This window comes from Streptomyces zinciresistens K42 (genome assembly GCF_000225525.1).
In the GTDB taxonomy this organism is placed as follows: Bacteria; Actinomycetota; Actinomycetes; order Streptomycetales; family Streptomycetaceae; genus Streptomyces; species Streptomyces zinciresistens.
On record NZ_AGBF01000013.1, the window covers coordinates 1 to 22,582 of the forward strand.

Annotated in this window: 19 protein-coding genes; 17 read left to right on the forward strand and 2 right to left on the reverse strand. The window is 72.5% G+C overall.

Annotated elements, in window-relative coordinates; translation table 11 throughout:
- The 8 genes from SZN_RS41890 to SZN_RS06980 all read left to right on the forward strand — a co-directional run.
- A partial coding sequence (locus SZN_RS41890) for a hypothetical protein (protein WP_007492761.1) occupies window positions 1–343 on the forward strand: 343 nt, incomplete at its 5' end.
- A 245-nt stretch (window positions 344–588) separates the two neighbouring features.
- Window positions 589–909, forward strand: coding sequence for a 50S ribosomal protein L21 (gene rplU / locus SZN_RS06950; RefSeq protein WP_043728995.1), 321 nt, complete (start codon window positions 589–591; stop codon window positions 907–909).
- Between the two features lie 14 nt (window positions 910–923).
- Complete coding sequence (gene rpmA, locus SZN_RS06955; RefSeq protein ID WP_007492765.1) at window positions 924–1,178, forward strand: 50S ribosomal protein L27; 255 nt, start codon at window positions 924–926, stop codon at window positions 1,176–1,178.
- A gap of 152 nt (window positions 1,179–1,330) precedes the next feature.
- Window positions 1,331–2,776, forward strand: coding sequence for a GTPase ObgE (gene obgE / locus SZN_RS06960; RefSeq protein WP_007492767.1), 1,446 nt, complete (start codon window positions 1,331–1,333; stop codon window positions 2,774–2,776).
- Window positions 2,777–3,417: 641 nt separating this feature from the next.
- A complete protein-coding gene (locus SZN_RS06965) occupies window positions 3,418–4,977 on the forward strand; it encodes an alkaline phosphatase D family protein (RefSeq protein ID WP_007492769.1) in 1,560 nt (519 codons plus the stop codon).
- Between the two features lie 663 nt (window positions 4,978–5,640).
- Entirely contained in the window at window positions 5,641–7,140 is a 1,500-nt protein-coding gene (locus SZN_RS06970; protein ID WP_043729000.1) for a bifunctional cytidylyltransferase/SDR family oxidoreductase, read from the forward strand.
- A gap of 147 nt (window positions 7,141–7,287) precedes the next feature.
- Window positions 7,288–9,384 carry a hypothetical protein gene (locus SZN_RS06975; RefSeq protein ID WP_007492771.1) on the forward strand — a complete coding sequence of 699 codons (2,097 nt, stop codon included), beginning with the start codon at window positions 7,288–7,290 and terminating at the stop codon, window positions 9,382–9,384.
- A 284-nt stretch (window positions 9,385–9,668) separates the two neighbouring features.
- A complete protein-coding gene (locus tag SZN_RS06980; RefSeq protein ID WP_043729004.1) occupies window positions 9,669–10,895 on the forward strand; it encodes a glycosyltransferase family 2 protein in 1,227 nt (408 codons plus the stop codon).
- Here SZN_RS06980 and SZN_RS06985 read toward each other — a convergent pair.
- Window positions 10,864–12,912 carry a hypothetical protein gene (locus SZN_RS06985; protein ID WP_007492773.1) on the reverse strand — a complete coding sequence of 683 codons (2,049 nt, stop codon included), beginning with the start codon at window positions 12,910–12,912 and terminating at the stop codon, window positions 10,864–10,866. The genes SZN_RS06980 and SZN_RS06985 overlap by 32 nt on opposite strands.
- A gap of 210 nt (window positions 12,913–13,122) precedes the next feature.
- Here SZN_RS06985 and proB point away from each other — a divergent pair, with 210 nt between their 5' ends.
- From proB to SZN_RS07010, 5 genes are all read left to right on the forward strand, one after another.
- Entirely contained in the window at window positions 13,123–14,250 is a 1,128-nt protein-coding gene (gene proB / locus SZN_RS06990; protein WP_078508481.1) for a glutamate 5-kinase, read from the forward strand.
- A gap of 282 nt (window positions 14,251–14,532) precedes the next feature.
- Entirely contained in the window at window positions 14,533–14,997 is a 465-nt protein-coding gene (locus SZN_RS06995; RefSeq protein ID WP_007492775.1) for a hypothetical protein, read from the forward strand.
- A gap of 61 nt (window positions 14,998–15,058) precedes the next feature.
- Window positions 15,059–16,345, forward strand: a complete 1,287-nt coding sequence (locus SZN_RS07000; protein ID WP_007492776.1) for a glutamate-5-semialdehyde dehydrogenase — start codon at window positions 15,059–15,061, stop codon at window positions 16,343–16,345.
- 190 nt (window positions 16,346–16,535) lie between these two features.
- On the forward strand, window positions 16,536–17,102 hold the full coding sequence (locus SZN_RS07005; protein WP_043729011.1) for an SCO2584 family spore wall biosynthesis protein: 567 nt from the start codon (window positions 16,536–16,538) through the stop codon (window positions 17,100–17,102).
- A 111-nt stretch (window positions 17,103–17,213) separates the two neighbouring features.
- A complete protein-coding gene (locus SZN_RS07010; protein WP_007492778.1) occupies window positions 17,214–18,296 on the forward strand; it encodes an SCO2583 family membrane protein in 1,083 nt (360 codons plus the stop codon).
- Between the two features lie 30 nt (window positions 18,297–18,326).
- Here the strand turns inward: SZN_RS07010 and SZN_RS07015 are convergent, their stop codons facing one another.
- On the reverse strand, window positions 18,327–19,427 hold the full coding sequence (locus SZN_RS07015) for a M48 family metallopeptidase (protein WP_007492780.1): 1,101 nt from the start codon (window positions 19,425–19,427) through the stop codon (window positions 18,327–18,329).
- A 127-nt stretch (window positions 19,428–19,554) separates the two neighbouring features.
- Between SZN_RS07015 and SZN_RS41285 the strand changes: the two genes are divergently transcribed.
- From SZN_RS41285 to SZN_RS07035, 4 genes are all read left to right on the forward strand, one after another.
- Window positions 19,555–19,716 carry a hypothetical protein gene (locus tag SZN_RS41285; protein ID WP_007492781.1) on the forward strand — a complete coding sequence of 54 codons (162 nt, stop codon included), beginning with the start codon at window positions 19,555–19,557 and terminating at the stop codon, window positions 19,714–19,716.
- 120 nt (window positions 19,717–19,836) lie between these two features.
- Window positions 19,837–20,001, forward strand: coding sequence for a hypothetical protein (locus SZN_RS41290; RefSeq protein WP_043729014.1), 165 nt, complete (start codon window positions 19,837–19,839; stop codon window positions 19,999–20,001).
- Window positions 20,002–20,080: 79 nt separating this feature from the next.
- Window positions 20,081–20,719, forward strand: a complete 639-nt coding sequence (nadD, locus tag SZN_RS07030; RefSeq protein ID WP_007492783.1) for a nicotinate-nucleotide adenylyltransferase — start codon at window positions 20,081–20,083, stop codon at window positions 20,717–20,719.
- Window positions 20,720–20,735: 16 nt separating this feature from the next.
- Window positions 20,736–22,469 carry an LCP family protein gene (locus SZN_RS07035; protein WP_007492784.1) on the forward strand — a complete coding sequence of 578 codons (1,734 nt, stop codon included), beginning with the start codon at window positions 20,736–20,738 and terminating at the stop codon, window positions 22,467–22,469.
- The last annotated feature ends 113 nt before the right edge of the window (window positions 22,470–22,582 follow it).

Sequence of the window (22,582 nt, forward strand, 5' to 3'; positions counted from 1 at the left end):
GGAGGACGCGCAGAGCGCCGCCCCGGCCCGCCCGCGCCGCCGTGCCGTGCGCAAGGCCACCGCGCCCGGCGCGTCCGAGGAGGCGGCCGTCGTGGTCGTCCCCGCGGCCGAGCCGGAGGCTCCGGCCGCGGGGGAGGACGTCGAGGAGGCGGCCCCGGCCAAGAAGACGGTCCGCAAGACGGCCAAGAAGGCCACGGCGAAGAAGGCCGCCACCAAGAAGACCGCGGCCAAGAAGACGGCCGCCAAGAAGGTGACGGCCAAGAAGGCGGCCAAGACCGCCAAGACGGCGGCGGCCAAGTCGGCGGCGAAGAAGACCACGGTCTCCGCGGCCGCCGACGAGTGACGTCCGCCTGACGCGGGGTGCGGCCGGTCCGATGTGACCGGCCGCACTGCGTCGGGGGACCGGCCCGGTTTGACCCCTTCGGCGGCGGCCCCGTAACCTTGACCGTCGGCGTGTCCGTGGACAGAGGCGCGCCACATCCTCGTAAACCTCTTCCTCCGGCGCGTTCCGCGTCCCGGAGAGGCCGTCCGCGCGTCGGGCGGCTGGACTGCGAGGGTGCCGACTCCGAGCGAGAGAGTGAGATCCGCGTGTACGCAATCGTGCGCAGCGGTGGTCGTCAGCACAAGGTTGCTGTCGGCGACATCGTTGAGGTTGACAAGATTTCCACCGCCAACGTGGGCGACACGGTCGAGCTCTCGACCCTGCTCGTCGTCGACGGCGAAGCTGTGACCAGTGACCCGTGGGTGCTGGCCGGTATCAAGGTCCAGGCCGAGGTCGTGGACCACCACAAGGGCCAGAAGATCGACATTCTGCGCTACAAGAACAAGACCGGCTACCGCCGTCGTCAGGGCCACCGCCAGCAGTACACGGCGATCAAGGTCACTGCGATCCCCGCGGCTGCGAAGTAAGGGACTGAGGAGACATGGCACACAAGAAGGGCGCATCGTCCACCCGGAACGGTCGCGACTCGAACGCCCAGCGGCTCGGCGTGAAGCGCTTCGGCGGTCAGGTCGTCAACGCGGGTGAGATCCTGGTCCGCCAGCGCGGCACCCACTTCCACCCCGGCTCCGGCGTCGGCCGCGGCGGCGACGACACGCTGTTCGCGCTCCAGCCCGGTGCGGTGGAGTTCGGCACCAGCCGTGGCCGCAAGGTCGTGAACATCGTTCCGGTCGCCTGAGTCCTCCTGACTCACGGCTCGACCGAACGCTTCGCGAGGCGGACCTCACTTCCCGGTCGGGAAGGCGGGTCCGCCTTTCGCGTGTTATCGAGAAGACAGTAAGCACTCCCTCGGCCCCCCGGACCGAGCGGACTCCCAGGAGGCACCGAACCATGACCACCTTCGTGGACCGCGTCGAGCTGCACGCCGCCGCGGGTAACGGAGGCCACGGCTGTGCCTCCGTGCACCGTGAGAAGTTCAAGCCGCTCGGCGGACCGGACGGCGGCAACGGCGGGCGCGGCGGGGACGTGATCCTCACCGTCGACCAGTCGGTCACCACGCTGCTCGACTACCACCACTCCCCGCACCGCAAGGCCACCAACGGCAAGCCCGGCGAGGGCGGCAACCGCTCCGGCAAGGAAGGCCAGGACCTGGTGCTGCCGGTGCCGGACGGCACGGTGGTGCTGGACGGGGCCGGCAACGTCCTCGCCGACCTGGTCGGGCACGGCACCTCGTTCGTCGCCGCGCAGGGCGGGCGGGGCGGCCTCGGCAACGCCGCGCTGGCCTCCGCGCGGCGCAAGGCGCCCGGTTTCGCGCTGCTCGGCGAGCCCGGCGACCTCCAGGACATCGTCCTCGAACTCAAGACGGTCGCCGACGTGGCCCTGGTCGGTTACCCGAGCGCCGGCAAGTCCTCGCTGATCTCGGTGCTGAGCGCCGCGAAGCCGAAGATCGCCGACTACCCCTTCACGACCCTCGTGCCCAACCTCGGTGTGGTGACGGCCGGTTCGACCGTGTACACCATCGCCGACGTCCCCGGGCTGATCCCCGGCGCGAGCCAGGGCCGTGGCCTGGGCCTGGAGTTCCTGCGGCACGTCGAGCGGTGCAGCGTGCTGGTGCACGTCCTGGACACCGCGACACTGGAGTCCGACCGCGACCCGGTCTCCGACCTGGACATCATCGAGGCGGAGTTGCGCGAGTACGGGGGCCTCGGCGACCGGCCCCGCATCGTCGTCCTCAACAAGATCGACGTACCTGACGGCAGGGACCTCGCCGAGATGGTGCGCCCGGACCTGGAGTCCCGCGGCTACCGCGTCTTCGAGGTGTCCGCCGTCGCCCACACCGGGCTGAGGGAGCTGTCGTTCGCGCTGGCGGACCTCGTGGGCAGGGCGCGTGCCGCGAAACCCGAGGAGGAGGCCACGCGCATCGTGATCCGGCCGAAGGCCGTGGACGACGCGGGCTTCACCGTCACCCGGGAGGAGATCGGCGGGGAGCCGCTGTTCCGGGTGCGCGGCGAGAAGCCGGAGCGCTGGGTGCGCCAGACCGACTTCAACAACGACGAGGCCGTGGGCTATCTCGCGGACCGGCTCAACCGCCTCGGGGTGGAGGAGGAGTTGATGAAGGCCGGGGCCCGCTCCGGGGACGGCGTGGCCATCGGCGCCGAGGACAACGCCGTGGTCTTCGACTGGGAGCCGTCGGTGATGGCCGGTGCGGAGATGCTGGGCCGCCGCGGTGAGGACCACCGGCTGGAGGAGGCCCGGCCGGCCGCGCAGCGACGGCGGGACCGGCAGGCGGAGAAGGACGAGGCGGCACAGGAGTTCGAGGGCTTCGAGCCCTTCTGAGCAGCGCGGACCGGGGACGTCGGGGCAGCCCCTCGGCGTCCCCGTGAGCGGCGGCGGGCGGCGCGGCACGGGTCCTGAATCCTGACGTTGTCCGCGACCGTTGTCCGCGACCGTTGTCCGCGACCGTTGTCCGCGGCCGCTGTCCGCGGCCGCCGTTCGCACGGCCGGAGTCGCCGTGCCCCGTCGCAAGGGGCCGCCCGCCACCCGAGCCCCGGGCGTCGCCGTCGTCGCGCCTGGCGAGAACACGAACGCCGCCCTTTCCGTGCGGGTGTTCCGCCCCTCGTCCGCGGGCATCACTTCGAGCGGCTCGCTCGCCTTCGGAGCCGCCCCCCGCGGCACGGCCGCCGCGCACACGGAGCCGGGCCCCGCGTGCGCCGCCGATCCGGCCGGGTTCCCGACCGATCCGGCCGGGTTCACGCGCGAGACGTACGGCAGAGAACGTACGACGCAACGTACGGCAGAACGTACGGCAGAACGAACGACAGACCCGTTGTGGCAAGGGCGCGGTGCCGTGCCGCAGCGGGTCTTCTGTTGTCTCCCTACTTGTCATGCACGCGAAGCTCGTAGTTCAGCAGCGGGACCGCCCTCGGGCGTGAGCATCCGAAGTGTCCAAGAGGCCAGCGAGACAAGGGAGTTCGTCGATGACCGGTCTGTCCGGATCCGTATCGCCCGACCGCCGCCGCTTCCTCACCGCCGGGGCCGCGGTGCTCGGCGCGGCGGCCTCCGCGCAGCTGTGGCTCCCGGGCGCCGCCCGCGCCGCCGAAGCCCCGCTGCCGGACGGGGTGTTCAGCCTCGGCATCGCCTCCGGCGACCCGCTGCCCGACGGCATCGTGCTCTGGACACGCCTCGCCCCGGACCCGCTGAACGGCGGGGGAATGCCGGACCGGACCGTCTCCGTGGAATGGGAGATCGCCGCGGACGAGCGGTTCCGCGCCCGGGTGCGCCGGGGAGTCGCCCAGGCCCGGCCCGAGCTGGGGCACAGCGTCCACGTGGACGTCCGCGGGCTGCGGCCCGGCCGTACGTACTGGTTCCGCTTCCGCGCCGGCGGGCAGCTGTCGCCCGTCGGCCGCACCCGTACCGCGCCCCACCCGGCGAGTTCGGGCGGCCGGCTGCGCATGGCGCTGGCCTCCTGCCAGAACTGGCAGCACGGCTGGTTCACGCCGTACGCCGACATGCTGGACCAGGACCCCGACGTGGTGTTGTTCGTCGGCGACTACATCTACGAGTCCACGCCGTCCTCGACGGGGGTGCGCCGCCACGAGGGCACCGGGGAGCCGTACACGCTCGCGCAGTACCGCAACCGCTACGCCCAGTACCGCGCCGACCCCGACCTCGCGGCGATGCACGCGGGCGCGCCCTGGGTGGTCAGCTTCGACGACCACGAGGTCGACAACGACTTCGCCGGCGAGATACCGCAGGACCCGGACAAGCAGTCGCCCGACGCCTTCGTGGCCCGGCTCACCGCGGCCTACCAGGCGTACTACGAGCACATGCCGGTCAGAGCGAGCGCCATCCCGAACGGGCCGAGCATCCGGATGCACCGCCGCCTGGAGTTCGGCCGGCTGGCCCGGCTCAACGTGCTGGACACCCGCCAGTTCCGCAGCGACCAGGCCACCACCCAGCAGGGCGCCCAGGACCCCTCGCTCACCATGCTCGGCGCCGCGCAGAAGGCGTGGCTGCTCGACGGGCTGCGGCGCTCGCCGGCCCGCTGGAACCTGATCGGCTCGCAGATCATGATGGCCGAGACCGATCTCCAGGTCGGCGAGGGCAAGCTCTGGTACTACGACGCCTGGGACGGCTACCAGGCCGAACGCAACGCGCTGATGAGGGAGTTGAAGCAGGTCCGCAACCCCGTCGTCCTCTCGGGCGACCGCCATCTGACGATGATCAGCGACCTCAAGGAGGACTACGCCGACCCCCGGTCCGACGTCGTCGGCGCGGAGTTCGTCGGCACGTCCATCTCCAGCAGCGGAGACCAGGACCAGGCCGCCTTCCGCAAGGAGTGGGACCCGCGCATGCCGGACAACCCGCACTGGAAGCTGCTCGACGCGCACCGCGGCTACCACCTCTTCGACATCCGGCGCGACGGCATCGACGCCCAGGTGCGCGTCGTCGACACGGTCCGCCGGCCGACGGCGACGGCCAGCACGCTGGCGCGGCTGCGGGTCGAGGCGGGGCGGCCGGGCGTCGAGACCGTGTGACGCGGGTGACGTTCGACGGGTGAGCCCGGGGTGCTTCCGCGCCCCGGGCTCACCCGTCGAACGCCGCCCGTGCCGAGACCGGAATGCCGCGGAATTCGCGGGGGAATTCCGCGCCCGCGCGCCGCCCGGGACCGAGCGGGGCAAGCGGCTCGCCCGCGGGAATTCGCGCCCGCGCGCCGTCCGGAGAGCCCGCTCGCGGCTCGTTCCCGGCGGCGCCCGCCGCGCGTTGACGGAGAACGCGTGTGCCTCCGGCCGCGACGATGTGAAGAGGTGCGCCCGGGGCGCGACTTGGTCGCTGCCCGCGCCGCCCGCGCCGCCCGCGCCGTTCGCACGGTCGGGCGCCGCCCGCGGAAACCCTCCGGCCCGTCGCGCGCCCCCGCGCGGCAGCACCGCCGCCGCATGTCGCGTACCGTTCACCGGACGTCGTCCGGAGATCTCGTACGGTTCCCGGGTGCCGCCGTCACCGGCGGCGCCCCCGGTGACCCTGTGCCGTTACTCACAGCAATGACCGGGAACCTCCGGAGTCCCGCTCGGCAAGGACCATGGGTGCAAGGTGAATGACAGGTGGCGCGCACATTTGCGGCTGAGGACGCTCACCTTGCACTGCGGTAACCCCAAGTGGGACCATTTCGAAGTTCCCAGTCGCCACAAGGTAGGTCACCTGTGTCCCAGCACATAGCCAAGCCCCGTACCACCGCAGTGATCCTGGCCGGTGGAACCGGTCAGCGCGTGGGTCTGTCGATCCCCAAGCAGCTGCTGAAGATCGCCGGCAAGGCAGTCATCGAGCACACGCTGACCACCTTCGAGAAGGCCGACTCGATCGACGACGTCATCGTGCTGATGGCCCCCGGTTACGTCCCGGACGTCGAGAAGATCGTCGCCAAGGCCGGGTTCACGAAGGTCAAGAAGGTCATCGAGGGCGGCTCCACCCGCAACGAGACCACCGAGCGCGCCATCGAGGCCCTCGGCGAGGGCCTGGCCGAGGGCGAGGACCTCAAGGTCCTCTTCCACGACGCCGTACGCCCCCTGCTGTCGCGCCGCGTGATCGACGACTGCGTGACCGCGCTGGAGCGCTTCCAGGCCGTCGACGTCGCCATCCCGTCCGCGGACACCATCATCGTGACGCGCACGCACGGTGAGGACGGCGAGTTCATCACCGAGATCCCGGACCGCTCCCGCCTGCGCCGCGGCCAGACCCCGCAGGCGTTCAAGCTGTCCACGATCAAGCGGGCCTACGAGGTCGCCGCGGGGGACCCCAACTTCCAGGCCACGGACGACTGCTCGGTCGTGCTCAAGTACCTGCCGGACGTGCCGATCCACGTCGTCGCGGGTGACGAGTACAACATGAAGGTCACCCAGCCCGTCGACGTCTTCATCGCCGACAAGCTCTTCCAGCTGGCCTCCACCGCCGCTCCCGAGCAGGTGGACGAGGCGGCCTACCGCGAACTGCTGACCGGCAGGACCGTCGTCGTCTTCGGCGGCTCGTACGGCATCGGCAAGGACATCGCCGAACTCGCCGAGTCCTACGGCGCCGCGGTGTACGCGCTGGGCCGCTCCACCACCGGCACCCACGTGGAGAACCCGGAGGAGGTCGACGACGCGCTGTCCAAGGCGTACGGCGAGACCGGGCGCATCGACTACGTGGTCAACACCGCCGGGGTGCTGCGCATCGGCAAGCTCGCCGAGACCGACAACGCCACCATCGAGGAGGCGCTGAAGGTGAACTACCTGGCGCCGGTGCAGATCGCCCGCTCCTCGTACAAGTACCTCGCCGAGACCAAGGGCCAGCTGCTGCTCTACACCTCCAGCAGCTACACCCGCGGCCGCGCCGAGTACAGCCTGTACTCCTCGACCAAGGCCGCCATGGTCAACCTCACCCAGGCGCTGTCCGACGAGTGGGCCGGCGACGGCATCCGCGTCAACTGCATCAACCCCGAGCGCACGGCGACCCCGATGCGCACCAAGGCGTTCGGCCAGGAGCCCTCGGGCAGCCTGCTGTCGTCCGAGGCCGTGGCCCGGACCTCCCTCGACGTCCTGCTGTCCGAGCTGACCGGACACGTCATCGACGTCCGACAGCAGGACCCGACGGCCGCCGCGGGCAAGGCGTCCGGCTTCGAGCAGGCGCTGGCGAGTGTCCTGGACCGCCAGGACGGCGTGGCATAATCAGCACCCAATAGCCTTATGGAATTCAGGCCCCTGCGATTCTTCTTTCACGAAGAATTCACAGGGGCCTGAGTCCTTGCCCCTCCAGACCGGCCCCTCTCCCTGAGCAGGTTCTCCGTGATATCCACCGCTATTCGCGTCGCCCGGGTGGGCAGCGCGGCCGAGCTGGCCGCGGCGGCCCTCATGATGCTGGGATTCCCGGCACTCATGCTGGCCGCGCTCGTCCCGAGCATCCCCGCCTTCGCGGCGGCGGCCGCCGTGACGTACCTGGCGGACCACTATCTGCACCGCAAGGGCAGCTATCTGGTCAACCGCCTGAGCAAGGTCCGGGCCGGTCTGTCGATCCGCTTCCTCATCCGGCAGCTCCTGCTCATCCTGCTGCTGGCCAGGCTCGGCTTCGCGAACGACCTGATCTCCTACGGCGCGATCGCCTGCTTCATCGCGTTCTACGGCCTCCAGGCCCCGCACGGCGCGCTGTCCACCCTGATCCGCAATCGCCGCCGTATGCCGGTCGCCACCCGCAACATCGACCTCGCCTCGCGCATCCGCATCCCGGACGCCCCGCCGCGCCTGCTGCTGCACCGCTCCGCCGAGAAGATGCTCCACCTCGACCTCGCGGCCGTCGCCGGCATCCTCGTCTCGGCCGCCGTGGAGTCGGCCGTGGCCGGTTTCGTCGGCATCGGCATCACCGTCGGCGTGGGCTGCCTGTACGTCGCGGCGCTCGTGCCGTACGTCCGCGGCCGCAAGACCCCGCCGAACGCCGAGAAGGTGCTGGCCGCCGTCGACGACTGGCTGCGCGCGTACCGGCCCGAGACGGTGCTGTACTTCTCCGGCTCCAAGGACTCCGTCTACCAGGTCAACATGTGGCTGGAGACCATGGAGCAGCTGGACTCCAGGCCGCTGATCATCCTGCGCGAGCGCGTCATCCTCGCCGGTCTCGCGCCCACCACCGTCCCCGTCATCTGCGTGCCCGGCGGTGTGCACCTGATGAACCTGGACCTCACCGACGTCCGCGTCGCCCTGTACGCCGCCAACGTCGGCAAGAACATCCACCTGCTGCGCGTGCCCACCATGAAGCACGTGTTCATCGGCCACGGCGACAGCGACAAGCTGGCCAGCGTCAACCCGTTCAGCAAGGTCTACGACGAGGTGTGGACCGCCGGCCGCGCCGGCCGCGACCGCTACGCCATAGCGGACGTCGGCGTCCGCGACGACGACATCGTCGAGGTCGGCCGCCCGCAGCTGGCGCCCATCCGGACCCGGCAGGGCGTGCCGCACGGACGCGTCCCCACCGTGCTGTACGCGCCCACCTGGGAGGGCTGGGACGGCAACCCCGGCAACACCTCGATCGTGCTCGCCGGCGAGCGCATCGTCCGCACGCTGGTGCGGGCCGACCCGCCGGTGCGCGTGCTGTACAAGCCGCACCCCTTCACCGGCACCGTGAGCAAGGAGGCGGGCGCCGCGCACGCGCGGATCACCGCCCTGGTCGAGAAGGCCGCCGCCGAGCGCGCCGCCGACGCGCGCTTCACCGTCGACACCGCAGCCCAGACCGCCGCGCGGGCCGAACTGGCCCGCGTGGAGGCCCGGCTCGCCGAGCTCATCGGCACCGCGGCAGGCGGCAACGGCAACGGCGGCGCGGGCGGCAACGGCTACGGACGGGGCGACGAGGCGGAGGCCACCCGGGACGGCCTGGTCGACCTCGCCCGGCACGAGGAGGCCGCGCGGCTGCGGACCGAGTGGAACGAGGTGTACTGGCGCTCCTTCCCCGGCCACGAGCACCGCGTCATCAGCGGCGCCGAGCCCCGCCTGTACGACTGCTTCAACGTCTCCGACGCGATGGTCTCCGACATCTCCAGCGTCGTCTCCGACTTCATCGCCAGCGGCAAGCCGTACGCCGTCACGGACTCCGCCGAGCTCGGGGTGGAGGAGTTCAAGCGGCAGAACACCGCGGTGCGCGCCGCGACGATCCTGTCCAACGACGCGGGCGGGCTGGGCGAACTGCTGGACGCCGTACGCGACCCGGCCGCGGACCCGCTGGCCGAGGCCCGCGGCGACCTCAAGCGGTATCTGCTCGGCCCCGACGAGCCGGCCTCCATCGTCCAGTTCAACACCGCGGTCGCGAACCTCGCGGGCAAGGCCGACACCCGCAACCTGGGCCAGGAGTCACGGGCGGCGGCCGGAACCGAGCCCGCGACCGTCCCCGCGCCGCGGCTGGCGGCGGCCGGAGACGATGTGACGGCCTGACCCGCGCAACCCGCGCACCCCGCGCACCCCGCGCACCCCGCGCACCCCGCGCACGCGGCCCCCGAGGAGCGCTCCTCGGGGGCCGCGTCGTTTTCCGACCGCTTTCTCACGCCGCTCCGGCGGGGGTCTCTTACCTTTCCCCGGCAAAGTGTCCCCATGTCACCCCCTGTTGTGATCTGACTCACCAAATGATGCCTCCGAGGCAACCCCTTGCCAGGTACGACCGTCTAACAAGTAGTGAATGAGGCGATACGGGGGAAATATCATAGTGATGAGGGGGAAACGTGACCGTCACGCAGCCTGATGTGACTGTGATCATCGGGGCGTACGAGGCGATGCCTTACCTGGTCGAGTGCCTGGCGTCGGTCGAGGCGCAGACCATCGATCCGGGGCGCATCGAGGTCATCACGGTCGACGACGGCTCGACGGACGGAACGGGTGAGTACCTGGAGGAGTTCGCGGCCCGCGCGGCCATGCCGGTCACCGTCATCCGGCAGGAGAACTCCGGAGGGCCCAGCGGCCCGCGCAACGTCGGGCTGGGGAAGGCGGCGGGGCGGTACGTCTTCTTCCTGGACGCCGACGACCGGCTGGGCCCGGAGGCCCTGGAGCGCATGGTCGCGATCGGCGACAGGAACGGCACCGACGTGGTGCTCGGCCGCATCGAGGGCGTCAACCGCGGTGCGCCCAAGTCCATGTGGGGCAGGACGCTGGAACGCACCGACGTCTACTCGTCCAACATCAAGTTCACCCTGAGCGCGCAGAAGCTGTTCCGCCGCGAGTTCCTGACCAGACATCACATGCGGTTCGACGAGTCCCTGTGGACCGGCGAGGACGCGGTCTTCACCATGGAGGCGTACCTGCGGGCGGACGGCGTCTCCGTGGTCGCCGACCACACCTGCTACTACCTGGTGGGCCGCGACGACGGCAAGCACGTGACGAAGAGCGGCGGTTACGCCCTGCGCTTCGACTCGGCGCGCGCCCTGATGAACCTGATAGCCGAGCTGGTGCCCCCGGGGGAGCGGCGCGACCAGCTCATGCTCCGGCCCTTCCTGGTCACCCTGCTGCCGCAGTTCGGCCCCCAGTACGCCAAGGACAGCGAGAAGGTCCGCCGGCACAAGCTCGAACTGGCGCAGCCCCTCATGGACGCCCACTGGAACGAGGGCGTCGCGGCGCAGATGAAGGTCGGCGAGCGCCTGCGGCTGCATCTGGTCGCCCGGCAACGCGCCGAACTGCTCCTGTCCGTCGTGGAGTTCGTCCGTGCCAAGAAGCAGCCGGCGGCGCTCCTGGAGCGCAGGGGCCGCCGGGTGTACATCGCCTACCCGCACTTCAGGGACGCGCGGGCGGGCGTCCCCGACGCGGTGTACCTCGCCGGGGCGCGCGAGGCCCGCGCCTTCCCCGGGTACCGCGAGGGCGGCACCCCCTCCGTGCTGCGCCGAGCCGTACGCAGGGCGCGCCGGGCGCTGCGCTCCTCGGGCTCGGCTACCCCGGGTGGGCGGGCTGCTGCGGCGTAGCGGAGCGGCGCTGGTCCGGGATCTCCGTGGCGGCCTCGGCGGCGAGCCGCTCGGCCATCCGGGCGCGGTGCTCCAGCGCGGCGGAGCACAGCGCCCGGACCGCGTCGCCGAAGCGCTCCTGTGACGAGGGCTCGTCCGGCCCGAGCAGATGGCGCTTCAGCTCGGCCCGCTCCTGCGCCCACGGGTCCTTCCCGGGCCGGCGCACGCTGTCGAGGAGGTCCGCCACCCCGGCCGCGTCCGGTGTCAGCACCGTCGCCGCGCGCACGGTCGGGAACGCCTTGCGGAACACGTCCTCGGCGAGTCCGCTGGTGTTGGCCACGGCGTACGGCTTGCCGCTGGCCAGGAAGTCGCTGATCACGCTCGACACATCGCTGACGAGCAGATCGGCCTGGTCGAAGCAGGCGTACAGGGCGGGCCGCACCTCGGTGACGACCTGGTGCCCGCCCTCGGGCAGCGACGCCCAGTACGCCTCCTCCCAGGCCGCCGCCGTGCGGGCCACCGCCTCCGCGCGCCCCGGCTCGGGCGCCGACTGCACCAGCATCCGCTCCATCGAGTCGGCGCCCGCCCGCGCGGTGATCGTCGTCAGGCGGTCCAGCTCGCGGGTGAGCCGGGCCAGTGCGCCGTCGCCGGGCCGCTCCCCGGCGGCCCGCCCGCGGTTCGCCGCCCGGATCAGCTCGCGGACGCGCAGATCGGCCGCCCCGGCCCGCGGATCCACCGAGCCCGTCAGCGGGTGCGGCTTGTACAGCAGCCGCACCGCCGGGTCCGCGAGCAGCGCCCGGACCAGGTTCTCCCCGGCCTCGACCAGGGAGGTGTTGCCGGGGTTGCCGTCCCAGCCCTCCCAGGTCGGCGCGTACAGCACCGTCGTCCACGCCCCCCGGGGCGGCCCCGCGTACGGCGCCAGGCCGTCCAGCTGCGGGCGGCCGATCTCGGCCACGTCCTTGTCCTCGACGCCCACCTCGGCGAGCGCGTACCGCTCGCGCGCCGCCGGACCCGCCACCCACACCTCGTCGTACGCCTTCGCGTACGGGTTGCACGACGACAGCTTGTCGCTCTCCCCGTGGTTGACGAACGTGTGCTTCAGCGTGGGGATGCGCAGCACCTGCGAGGTCTTGCCCGAGTTCGAGGGGTGGACGAGCGCCTGCAGCGAGCACTCCTCCAGCCGCATCAGCGTGGAGACCTTCGGCAGGCACAGGACCGGCACGTCGGTCGGCCCGATCTTCTGCACCATGAACCGCTCCCGCAGCACGATCAGCGGACGCCCCTCCAGCTTCGCCAGCGGCTCCAGCCACATGTTCGCCTGGTACGCGGAGGAGGCGCCGCCGGAGAAGTACAGGCCGACGGTCGGCCGGTACTCCGCCAGCCAGGCGTCCAGCCAGCGCAGCGCCTCGCGCTCGCCCGCCGGGCGCCGGCCCGGCAGCAGCCGTACGAGGAGGTCGTACAGGCCCGTCAAGGCCAGTCCCAGGGACAGCGCGACGCCCAGGCCCGCGCACCACGGCTCGTCCGTCGCCGCCGTGGCCAGCAGGCCCGCCGTGGCCGGCAGGCCGAAGGCGAGCAGACGGTGCCCGGGGCGGCGCAGCAGCAGCGGCGGGGCGGGGGACAGGCGCAGCGCGGAGGCGTCGATGTTGCGGGTGAGGAACGGCAGGGTGCGGGTGCGGCGGACCAGCACCGAGACGGCCTGGATCGCGCAGTGCAGCGCGTAGAAGGCGAGCAGGCCGCCCACGAGCGGGGCGTACAGCGTCTCGCGGTGCTGCTCGCCCAGCCGCAGCAGACCGACGACCAGCAGCAGGTCCCGCAGCACGTGCCGCACGGTGATGTCCGCGTGCGACTTGGCGAACACCGACAGCATGTCGCGCTGCCAGCGGTAGAGCACGCCCTCGACGGCCAGCGAGAGCACCGTCGCGGCCAGCAGCAGCGGGACGTGCGGACGCAGCGCGCCCACGGCCTGGCCGCAGAACGCCGCGACCAGCAGGAGCGTGACGAGGGCTTTCGCCGGGACGCGGGACGGGGGTGCGGGCAACTGCGGTCACTCCAGGGTCGGCGCGGGAGGTCGTCGTCCGGGTTAACGCGCGGCCGCGTCCGGACGACACGCACGTGTCCGCCGGGTGAGCGGTGGCCGGGCGCGGCGGTGCCCCGGCCGTCCGGAGGCTGGACCGATGCGCGCCTGGCGATCCGCTTCGCGTAGATTCGGGGCGAGGGAACCGGCACGCGCGCGAGGGGACGAGCACTGGTGGCAGGGGCAAGGCAGGGCGTGCGCGAGGCCCGCAGGGTCGTCGTCAAGGTGGGTTCCTCGTCGCTGACCACCGCGTCCGGCGGCCTGGACGCCGACCGGGTGGACGCCCTCGTCGACGTGCTGGCCAAGAGCCGCAGCGGGGGCGAGCGGGAGGTCGTCCTGGTCTCCTCCGGCGCCATCGCGGCCGGGCTCGCGCCGCTGGGGCTGCGCCGCCGCCCCAAGGACCTCGCCCGGCAGCAGGCCGCGGCCAGCGTCGGCCAGGGCCTCCTCGTCGCCCGCTACACCGCCTCCTTCGCCCGCCACGGCGTCCGCGTCGGCCAGATCCTGCTGACCAGCGACGACATGAGCCGGCGCGCCCATCACCGCAACGCCTCGCGCACCCTCGACAAGCTGCTCGCCATGGGCGCGTTCCCGATCGTCAACGAGAACGACACCGTCGCCACGGACGAGATCCGCTTCGGCGACAACGACCGGCTCGCCGCCCTCGTCGCCCACCTGGTCCGCGCCGACCTGCTGGTCCTGCTGTCCGACGTGGACGGCGTGTACGACGGGGATCCCAGCAGGCCGGGGACCTCGCGGATCGCGCAGGTGCGCACACCGGCCGACCTCGCCGGGGTCGACGTCGGCAGCGCGGGCAGGGCGGGCGTCGGCACCGGCGGCATGGTCACCAAGGTGGAGGCGGCCGCCATCGCGGCGGCCGCGGGCATCCCCGTGGTCCTGACCAGCGCGGTCCACGCCGCCGATGCGCTGTCCGGCGGCGACACCGGCACCTACTTCCACGCCACCGGCAAGCGTTCCGCGGACCGGCTGCTGTGGCTCCAGCACGCCTCCGCCCCGCAGGGCTCGCTGACCCTGGACGACGGGGCGGTGCGGGCGGTCGTCGAGCGCCGCACGTCGCTGCTGCCGGCCGGTATCGCCGCAGTCGAGGGCGAGTTCAGCGCGGGCGACCCGGTCGAGCTGCGCGACGGCGCGGGGCGCGCGGTCGCGCGCGGCCTCGTCAACTTCGACGCCAAGGAGATCCCGCAGCTGCTGGGCCGCTCGACGCGCGAGCTGGCACGGGAGCTGGGCGCGGAGTACGAGCGCGAGGTCGTCCACCGGGACGATCTGGTGATCCTCCAGCGGTGACGGACGCCTGACCGGGCGGCGACGCGACGAGGCCGCGCGCTCCGTCCCGAGGCCGCGCGCTCCGTCCCGCTGCCCGCGGCTCCCGCTCCCGGCTGAAGGTGTCCTTCCGGGGTACGCCCCCGGGCCTCCGGCCGAAAACAGGGGGAACGGCCCGTCAAGCGGGACGCCCTGAGGAGGACGTTCCGCAAAAGCGCCCCGCGAGCCCTTGCGGCCTGCTCAACTTTGTCTCACGGACACATTCCGCACGGCCCCCGGGTCGGTCACTGCGTCAAGGAGGCCGTCGTGAGACGAGTACGCCCCGGGGCGGCGTCCCGCGGTGCCGGCGGGGTCTCGTCCCGGGCGGCCGGCGAGGAGCGGGCCCTGACGAGCGTCGCGGCCGGCGACCGCTGCGAGAAGCCCGGGGAACTGCCCCGCCTGTGGCACGTCACCCTCAGCGTCTCCGGCCGGGAGGCCCCGCTGACGGAGGTGCGCCGCGCCCTCGAACAGCTGGCCCATGACCACCCCTTTCTGCTGACCAGCCGGTACGCCCGCGACCACGCCGAGATCCGGTACTGGGAGGAGGCCCGCGACCTGCACGACGCGGCCGCCGTCGCCCTGCGGCTGTGGGGCGAGCACCGGCAGAGCGCGGGACTGCCGCCCTGGGAGATCGTCGGCCTGGAGGTCATCGACCGCGAGACGTACCACCACCGGGTCGCGGAGGGGTACGGCCCGGCCCCGGCGACGCCGGTCGGCATCCACCCCTTCTGACCCGTCTCGGGGTGTGGAACACGCGCTGAACGCCTCCGGCGGGCGCACTACCCTTCATGGCATGACCTCGCTCTCGCCGTACGACGCCATGACCCCGGTCACCCAGGCCGCCTACCGCGCCAAGGCGGCCGCCGCCGACCTCGCCCCGCTGCCGCGGGCCGAGAAGGACGACGCGCTCCTCGCCATCGCGGACGCCCTGGAGGTCCGTACGAGCGAGATCGTCGAGGCCAACGCCAAGGACGTCGCCAGGGCCCGCGAGGCCGGCACCGGCGAGGCGATCGTCGACCGGCTGACGCTGACGCCGGAGCGGGTCCGCGCCATCGCCTCGGACGTGCGCGACGTCGTCGCCCTGCCCGACCCGGTCGGCGAGGTCGTGCGCGGCTCGACCCTCCCCAACGGCATCGACCTGCGCCAGGTCCGTGTCCCGCTCGGCGTCGTCGGCATCATCTACGAGGCCCGCCCGAACGTCACCGTGGACGCCGCCGCCCTCTGCCTGAAGTCCGGCAACGCCGTGCTGCTGCGCGGCTCGGCCTCGGCCTACGAGTCGAACTCCGCCCTCGTGCGGGTGCTCCGCGACGCCGTCGGCGGGGCCGGGCTGCCCGCCGACGCCGTCCAGCTCGTGCCCGGCGAGAGCCGGGAGAGCGTGCGCGAGCTGATGCGCGCCCGCGGCCTGGTCGACGTGCTGATCCCGCGCGGCGGCGCCTCCCTGATCCAGACGGTCGTGACCGAGTCGATCGTGCCCGTCATCGAGACCGGCACCGGCAACTGCCACGTCTACGTCGACGCCCACGCCGACCTCGACATGGCGATCGACATCCTGATCAACTCCAAGGCCCAGCGCGTCAGCGTCTGCAACGCCGCCGAGACCCTGCTGGTCCACCAGGACATCGCCCCCGAGTTCCTGCCGCGCGCCCTGGAGGCCCTGGCGAAGGCCGGTGTCACCGTGCACGCGGACGACCGGGTGATGGCGTACGCGAAGGACTCCGAGGCCACGGTCGTCGAGGCGACCGCGGAGGACTGGGAGACCGAGTACCTCTCGTACGACATCGCCACCGCGGTCGTGGACTCCCTGGACAAGGCCGTCGAGCACATCCGGCTGTGGACCTCCGGTCACACCGAGGCGATCGTCACCACCTCGCAGCAGGCGGCCCGCCGCTTCACCCAGCTGGTCGATTCCACGACGGTCGCCGTGAACGCCTCCACCCGGTTCACCGACGGCGGCCAGTTCGGCTTCGGCGCGGAGATCGGCATCTCCACCCAGAAGCTGCACGCCCGCGGACCGATGGGGCTGCCCGAGCTGACCAGCACGAAGTACATCGTCACCGGTGACGGGCACATCCGGCGCTGAACCAGACGCTCCGGTTCCGGGGGCGGCGGTGGTGCGGCGGCGGTCCGCCCGGCGCGGGGCGCACGGCCAGGGCATATGCGTCCGACACGCGCCCCCGGGCCACCACCGTGCACCGGCGGGAGCCTCCGGGAAGGCGGATGAATTTTCCTACCGCCTGCCCAAATTGACCCCCCAGGTCTACTCTGGATGCGTGCCGGAGGACGTGGGGGGCATGCCGTTCCCTGACGGCTGGGAGCCCGACGACGACCACGACCACGGGGTGTCGGACGAAGAGTTCGCCTCCGTGGTGTTCGACGAGGACTTCGTACGGGCGGCCGTGGTCCACGAGCCGACCGCCGTGGAACGCCTCCTGGCCGCCGCGCAGGCCAGAGCCGAGGCATCGGAGGCGGAGGCCCGCCGGGCCCACGGCAGGGGCGAGCGCCACGACGACAGGTTCGGCGGCGCCGGATTCGGCCATGATCCCGACTACGACGAGCTGGACGACACCGACATCCTCGAAGGTCCCTACGGCGCCCCCGGGGCCTACGGCAGACAGGTCCGCTGGCACCGCCCGGTCGCCTGGATCCTCGCCGCCGTGATGGGAATCGGCATGGTCGCGCTGGCCTTCACCGCGGTCTACCGGGGCGCCTCGTCCGGCAGCGGCGACCCCGTTCCGCCGCCGGCGTCCACCGGGCTGGAGCAGGGTGGGGGAGTGGCGCCCTCGGCCTCCGCCGACCACTCCCGGCCCTCCGTCCCGGTCATTCCGCGTACGCCCTGATCAGGGGCCCGCGTCCGGGCCGCCGCGGGTCGCCCGCCTCGATGAGGACCTGTCAGAAGTTGTCGCGCGGGCGGGCGTTTACCCGGCCTCGCCGCGACCTACCCTGAAGATATGGGACGGCCAGGAGACCCGCCCGAGGGGACACCCGAGGGCGCCCCCGGAGGCGCCGAGGACGAGTACCGATCCGTCGTCTTCGACGAGTCGTTCATCCGCGCTGCCCGCCTCCAGGAGTTCTCCGCGCAGGAGCGCATGGACGACCACGCGCCCGCCGTGCGCAGCCGCGCCCCCCTGCGGCGCGGCCTGTCCCGCCAGGCCCTCGTCCTCGTCCTCCTGATCGCCGCGGCCTTCGGCACGGCGATCTACATGGGCGTACGCCATCCGTACCAGACCCCCGCGCGTGCCGGACGGCCCGCCGAGCCGCTGCGGACGACCATGATCCCGCTCGCGCCCCGGGGCAGGGTGCCCGGGACGGCCGACACCGACCTGCTGTACGCGCGCAGCCCGGCCGCCCGGTTCCGCATCGGCGCCGAGGGCATCCCGCTGCCGCCCGCACGGCCCACGGCGCACTTCTCGGACAGCCAGGTGACCAACGCCCTCACCATCGCCAAGGACTACATCGTGCGCTCCTCGCTGTACCCCGAGGTGCTGACGGGCGACCGGGTCCGCGAGGTGCGGGTACTGCTGGACTCCGACCAGCTGGACCAGTTCGACAACAGCTTCCGCCGGCCCGCGGCCGACGGGCGGCATGCGCCGACCGGGTGGCTGGTGCGCTTCGACCCCGCGCGGGTCGCGCTGGCCGACCCCAAGGTCCGGGTGCGGGGCACGCTCCGGGTGACCGAGACGGACGCGTCGACGCTGGAGATCAGCGCCGACCACACCTTCGTCTACGCCCTGCGGCCGGCCGGCCGGGCCACCGGGGGCAGGTCCGCCGAGGCGTCGCTGTTCACCGTGCGCCGCGAACTGCACTTCCGGTTCGACCGGGAGGACCTGCGCCTGCACCAGGCCCAACTGGTCGGCGCCACCGTGCAGGCGGGGCCGCTGTCCTGCGCCCAGGACTCCGCCGCCCGGCTGCGCCCGCTGCTGGCGGGCGAGACGGCCGGGGACGGCGGCCCCGCGGGGAGCGACCCCTACGCCACGGACGGCGCCACCGCCCTGTGCGGATCGCTGGCCCCGGGGGCCCAGCCGAAGGTGTGAACGGGCCGCGGGGGCGGCCCGCGGCTCCCGTCAGCTGCCGCCGTTCTCCCGCGCGGTCCCGTTTCCGTCCTCGCGCGCCGACCCGTCCTTGGGTGCCGCGCCCGCGAAGCCGCCGAAGCCCCGGCGGACCCGGCCGCCCAGGTCGCCCGCCCCGCCGGCGATGTCCGTGACCAGCTTCATCAGCGGGTCCTTCGAGGACTTCATCTGCGTGGCGTAGTGGGAGGCCGACTCGCGGAAGGAGTCCGTGACGGAGGTGTCCTTGTCCTCGCTGCGGCGCGGGTAGTGGCCGTCCATGAGCCGCTGGTGGTCGCGGGACTCGGCCCACTTCTTCAGCTCGGCCGCGCGGACCGTGGTGAAGGGGTGGGAGCGCGGCAGCACGTTGAGGATCTTCAGGACCGAGTCGCGCAGGTCGCCGCCCTCCTCGTACTCCTCGGCCTGCTTCAGGAAGGCGTTCACGTTCATCTCGTGCAGGTGGTTGCCGCCCGCGATCTTCATCAGGCCGCGCATCGACGCCTCAAGGTCCTGGCCCACCAGCAGCCCGGCCCGGTCGGCGGACAGCTCCGACTTGCGGAACCACTCCCGCAGCGCCGTCACGATCGCCATCACCGCGAGGTTGCCCAGCGGGATCCAGGCGACGCGGACCGCGAGGCTCGTCAGGAAGAGCAGGATCGTGCGGTACACCGAGTGGCCGGAGAGGGCGTGGCCCACCTCGTGGCCCACCACCGCCCGCATCTCCTCCTCGTCGAGCAGCTCGACCAGACCCGTGGTGACCACGATGATCGGCTCGTCAAGGCCGATGCACATCGCGTTCGGAACGGGGTCCTGGTTGACGTACATCGGCGGGACCTTCTCCAGGTCCAGGATGTGGCACGCGTCCCGCAGCATCACGTCGAGGTGGGCGAACTGCTGGTCGGACACCCGAACCGAGTCGGACAGGAACAGCAGCCTGAGGCTGCGCTCCGGCAGCAGACTGCTGAGCGCCTTGAACACGGTGTCGAAACCGCTGAGCTTGCGCAGGGCGACCAGGGCCGAGCGGTCGGCCGGGTGCTCGTAGGCGCGCGAGGAGATCCCCGGGAAACGCCTGCGCTGCCGGCTCGGCACGCGCTCGTGCTGCTCGTGGCCGTCGGACATACTTCCCCCAGGTGCGTGTGTGAGGGCCCGTCACGGGCCCGTGGACCTGCCTAGTGCGCCCCCGAAGCAGGGCCCAGCCTAGGCGGAGTTACCGTGGACGGGCACTACAGCGAAGGAGTTCCACGTCATGGAGCACACCCCCCGGACCGCCTGGCTCGCCCAGGCCGCGAACGCAGCCGGCCAGCAAGGGCCGGGAAACCTGCTCCGGATCGTACTTGTCGTGATGATCGTGGGGTGTGTGCTGACCGCGTGGTTCCTGCTGCGGGGCTACAGGCGGAAGGACGAGTGAGCCGGCGGGAAAGTTCCCCGGCCCCGCCGACGGCGGAGTCGGCGTGATCGCCGTCATGGCACCCGTTTACGATGGGGGCGACGTCTTTATACCGCCCACACGCGATAGGTCACGCCGAAGATGAGCATCCAGAGCGCAGCCGCCCAGTTGGCCACCCTCGCCTCCGAGGGCGGGGGACAGGGCGGCAACCACGAGAGCCTCAACCCGCTGATCACCGGTGGCGGCGCGTTCGTCATCCTGATGCTTCTGCTGTGGATCACCACCCGCCTCAACCGCGACCGCTGAGTCCCGGCCGGGACTCAGGCCCCGCGCCCGGACACCTGTTCGCCCGAGTGCCCCGACGGGGCCGGTAGGGTCTGCACGCATGGGACAGCAGGACATGCCTACCGGCCCCGGACACGGTCCGACGCACTCCGGCAAGCGCCGTCTCGGCGTCATGGGCGGAACGTTCGACCCGATCCACCACGGCCACCTCGTCGCGGCCAGCGAGGTCGCCGCCCAGTTCCACCTGGACGAGGTCGTGTTCGTGCCGACCGGCCAGCCCTGGCAGAAGAGCGACCGGCATGTCTCCCCCGCCGAGGACCGCTATCTGATGACGGTCATCGCCACGGCGGAGAACCCGCAGTTCTCCGTGAGCCGCATCGACATCGACCGCGGCGGCCCGACGTACACGGTGGACACCCTGCGCGACCTGAGGGCGCTCAACCCCGACACCGACCTGTTCTTCATCACCGGCGCGGACGCCCTCGGGCAGATCCTCACCTGGCGGGACTCGGCCGAGCTGTTCTCCCTCGCCCACTTCGTCGGGGTCACCCGGCCCGGCCACCACCTCGACGACTCCGGACTGCCCGAGGGCGGCGTGTCGCTGGTGGAGGTGCCCGCACTGGCCATCTCGTCCACCGATTGCCGCGCGAGAGTCGCGAAGAAGGACCCCATCTGGTATCTGGTGCCGGACGGAGTCGTGCGCTACATCGACAAGCGCGAGCTGTATCGCGGCGAGTGAGCCGAGAGGGGCGACGGTGAACGACCGACACGACGCGGGGTACGGGGACGGCCAGTACGAACTCGTCGGGTACGACACGTACGGGCAGCCCGTCTACCGGCAGGTGACCCGGCCCCCGCAGCCCCGGCAGCACCACACCCCCTCCCCGCGGCAGGACCACGGCCACGACCCGTACGCGGGCGACGCTCCGCGGCAGGGCGGGCCGTACGACCCCTACGGCGGCCCGGACACCGGCGAGACCGCCCGGCAGCAGCCCCCGCCGCAGGCACCGCCCCACGACGGCCGCGGCACCGGTGCGCACCACCACCCCCGCCGGCCCGGCGGGCACGCGGCGCCCCCGGACCCCCACGGCCGCGCCCCCGCCGCCGGCCGGCAGCCGGGGGCCGCCGGGCAGACCGCCCACATCCCCCAGCAGGCGGGGCCCGTCGGGGAACCGCCGCCCCGGGACCAGGGCCGGGCCGACCGCGACCACCCCACCGAGCAGTTCGCCTTCGTGGAGGAGCCCGACGGGGACTCCGAGGACGTCATCGACTGGCTGAAGTTCACCGAGAACCGCACCGAGCGGCGCGAGGAGGCGAAGCGCCGGGCACGCGCGCGTGTCGTCGCGCTCGCGGTCGTCCTCGCGCTCGTCGCGGCGGGCGGGGTCGGCTACCTCTGGTTCGCCGGGAGGCTGCCCGGCCTCACCGCGTCGAAGGACACCGCGGACACCGCCGACACCGCCGCACCGGCCGGCGCCCAGAAGCGCGACGTGATCGTCGTCCATCTGCACAACACCGCCCAGGGCGGCACCTCCACGGCGCTGCTGGTCGACAACACCACCACCCGGCAGGGCACCACGGTCCTGGTGCCCAACTCCCTGTCCGTCAGCGGCGACGACGGCACCGCCACCACCCTCGCCAAGTCGGTCGACGACGACGGCTCCGCCGGCACGCGCGACGCCCTCGACACCGTGCTCGGCACCGAGATCCAGGGCACCTGGCGGCTGGACACCCCCTACCTCCAGAACCTCGTGGACCTGATCGGCAACATCGAGGTCGACACCGACACCGACGTCCCCGACCCGGCCGCCGGGTCCAAGGGTGCCCCGCCCCTCGTCCGCGAGGGCAAGGCGCGCACCCTCGGCGGCAGGACGGCCGTCGCCTACGCCACCTACCAGGGCCCGAACGAGGACCAGAACGCCCAGCTCCAGCGGTTCGGGCAGGTCATGCAGGCCGTCCTGCGCAAGCTCACCTCGGACGCGCAGGGCGCGACCACCACCGTGCAGACCCTGGGCATGATCATCGAGCCGCCGCTGACCGACAAGGACCTCGGCGCCTTCCTCTCCCGGCTCGCCGACCTCGCCAAGGGCGGCGACTACCGGACCGCCATGCTGCCCGTCCGGGCCGACGGCACCCTGAGCGCGCGGGACGGCGCCTCCGTCGTGAAGAACGTCCTCGGCGGCACCGCCAAGAGCCCCGCCGCGGACGCCGCCGTCCGCGTCTCCGTGCGCAACGCCAGCGGGGTCGGGGAGAACACCGGCAAGGCGCGCGTGGTGCTGCTCAACGGCGGTTTCACCTTCCTGGAGGGCGGCACCGCCGCCAGCGCTGCCGTCTCCGAGGTCGCCTACGCCGACGCCGCCGGCAAGGCCGACGCCACCGAGGTCGCCAAGACGATGGGCCTTCCCGCCTCCGCCGTCACCAAGGGCGACGTCTCCGCAGGCGCCGACGTCTCGGTGGTCCTCGGCCGGGACTTCAAGCCCGGCTCCTCCTGACCGCCCGTACATCGCCGCAGGCCACCCCGCGTGAACGCAGAATCACGTGGGGTCCTGTCACCGGTCCGTGAGACCCTTGGGGGCAAGTGAAGCCAAGTGCCCGCCCGACCGAA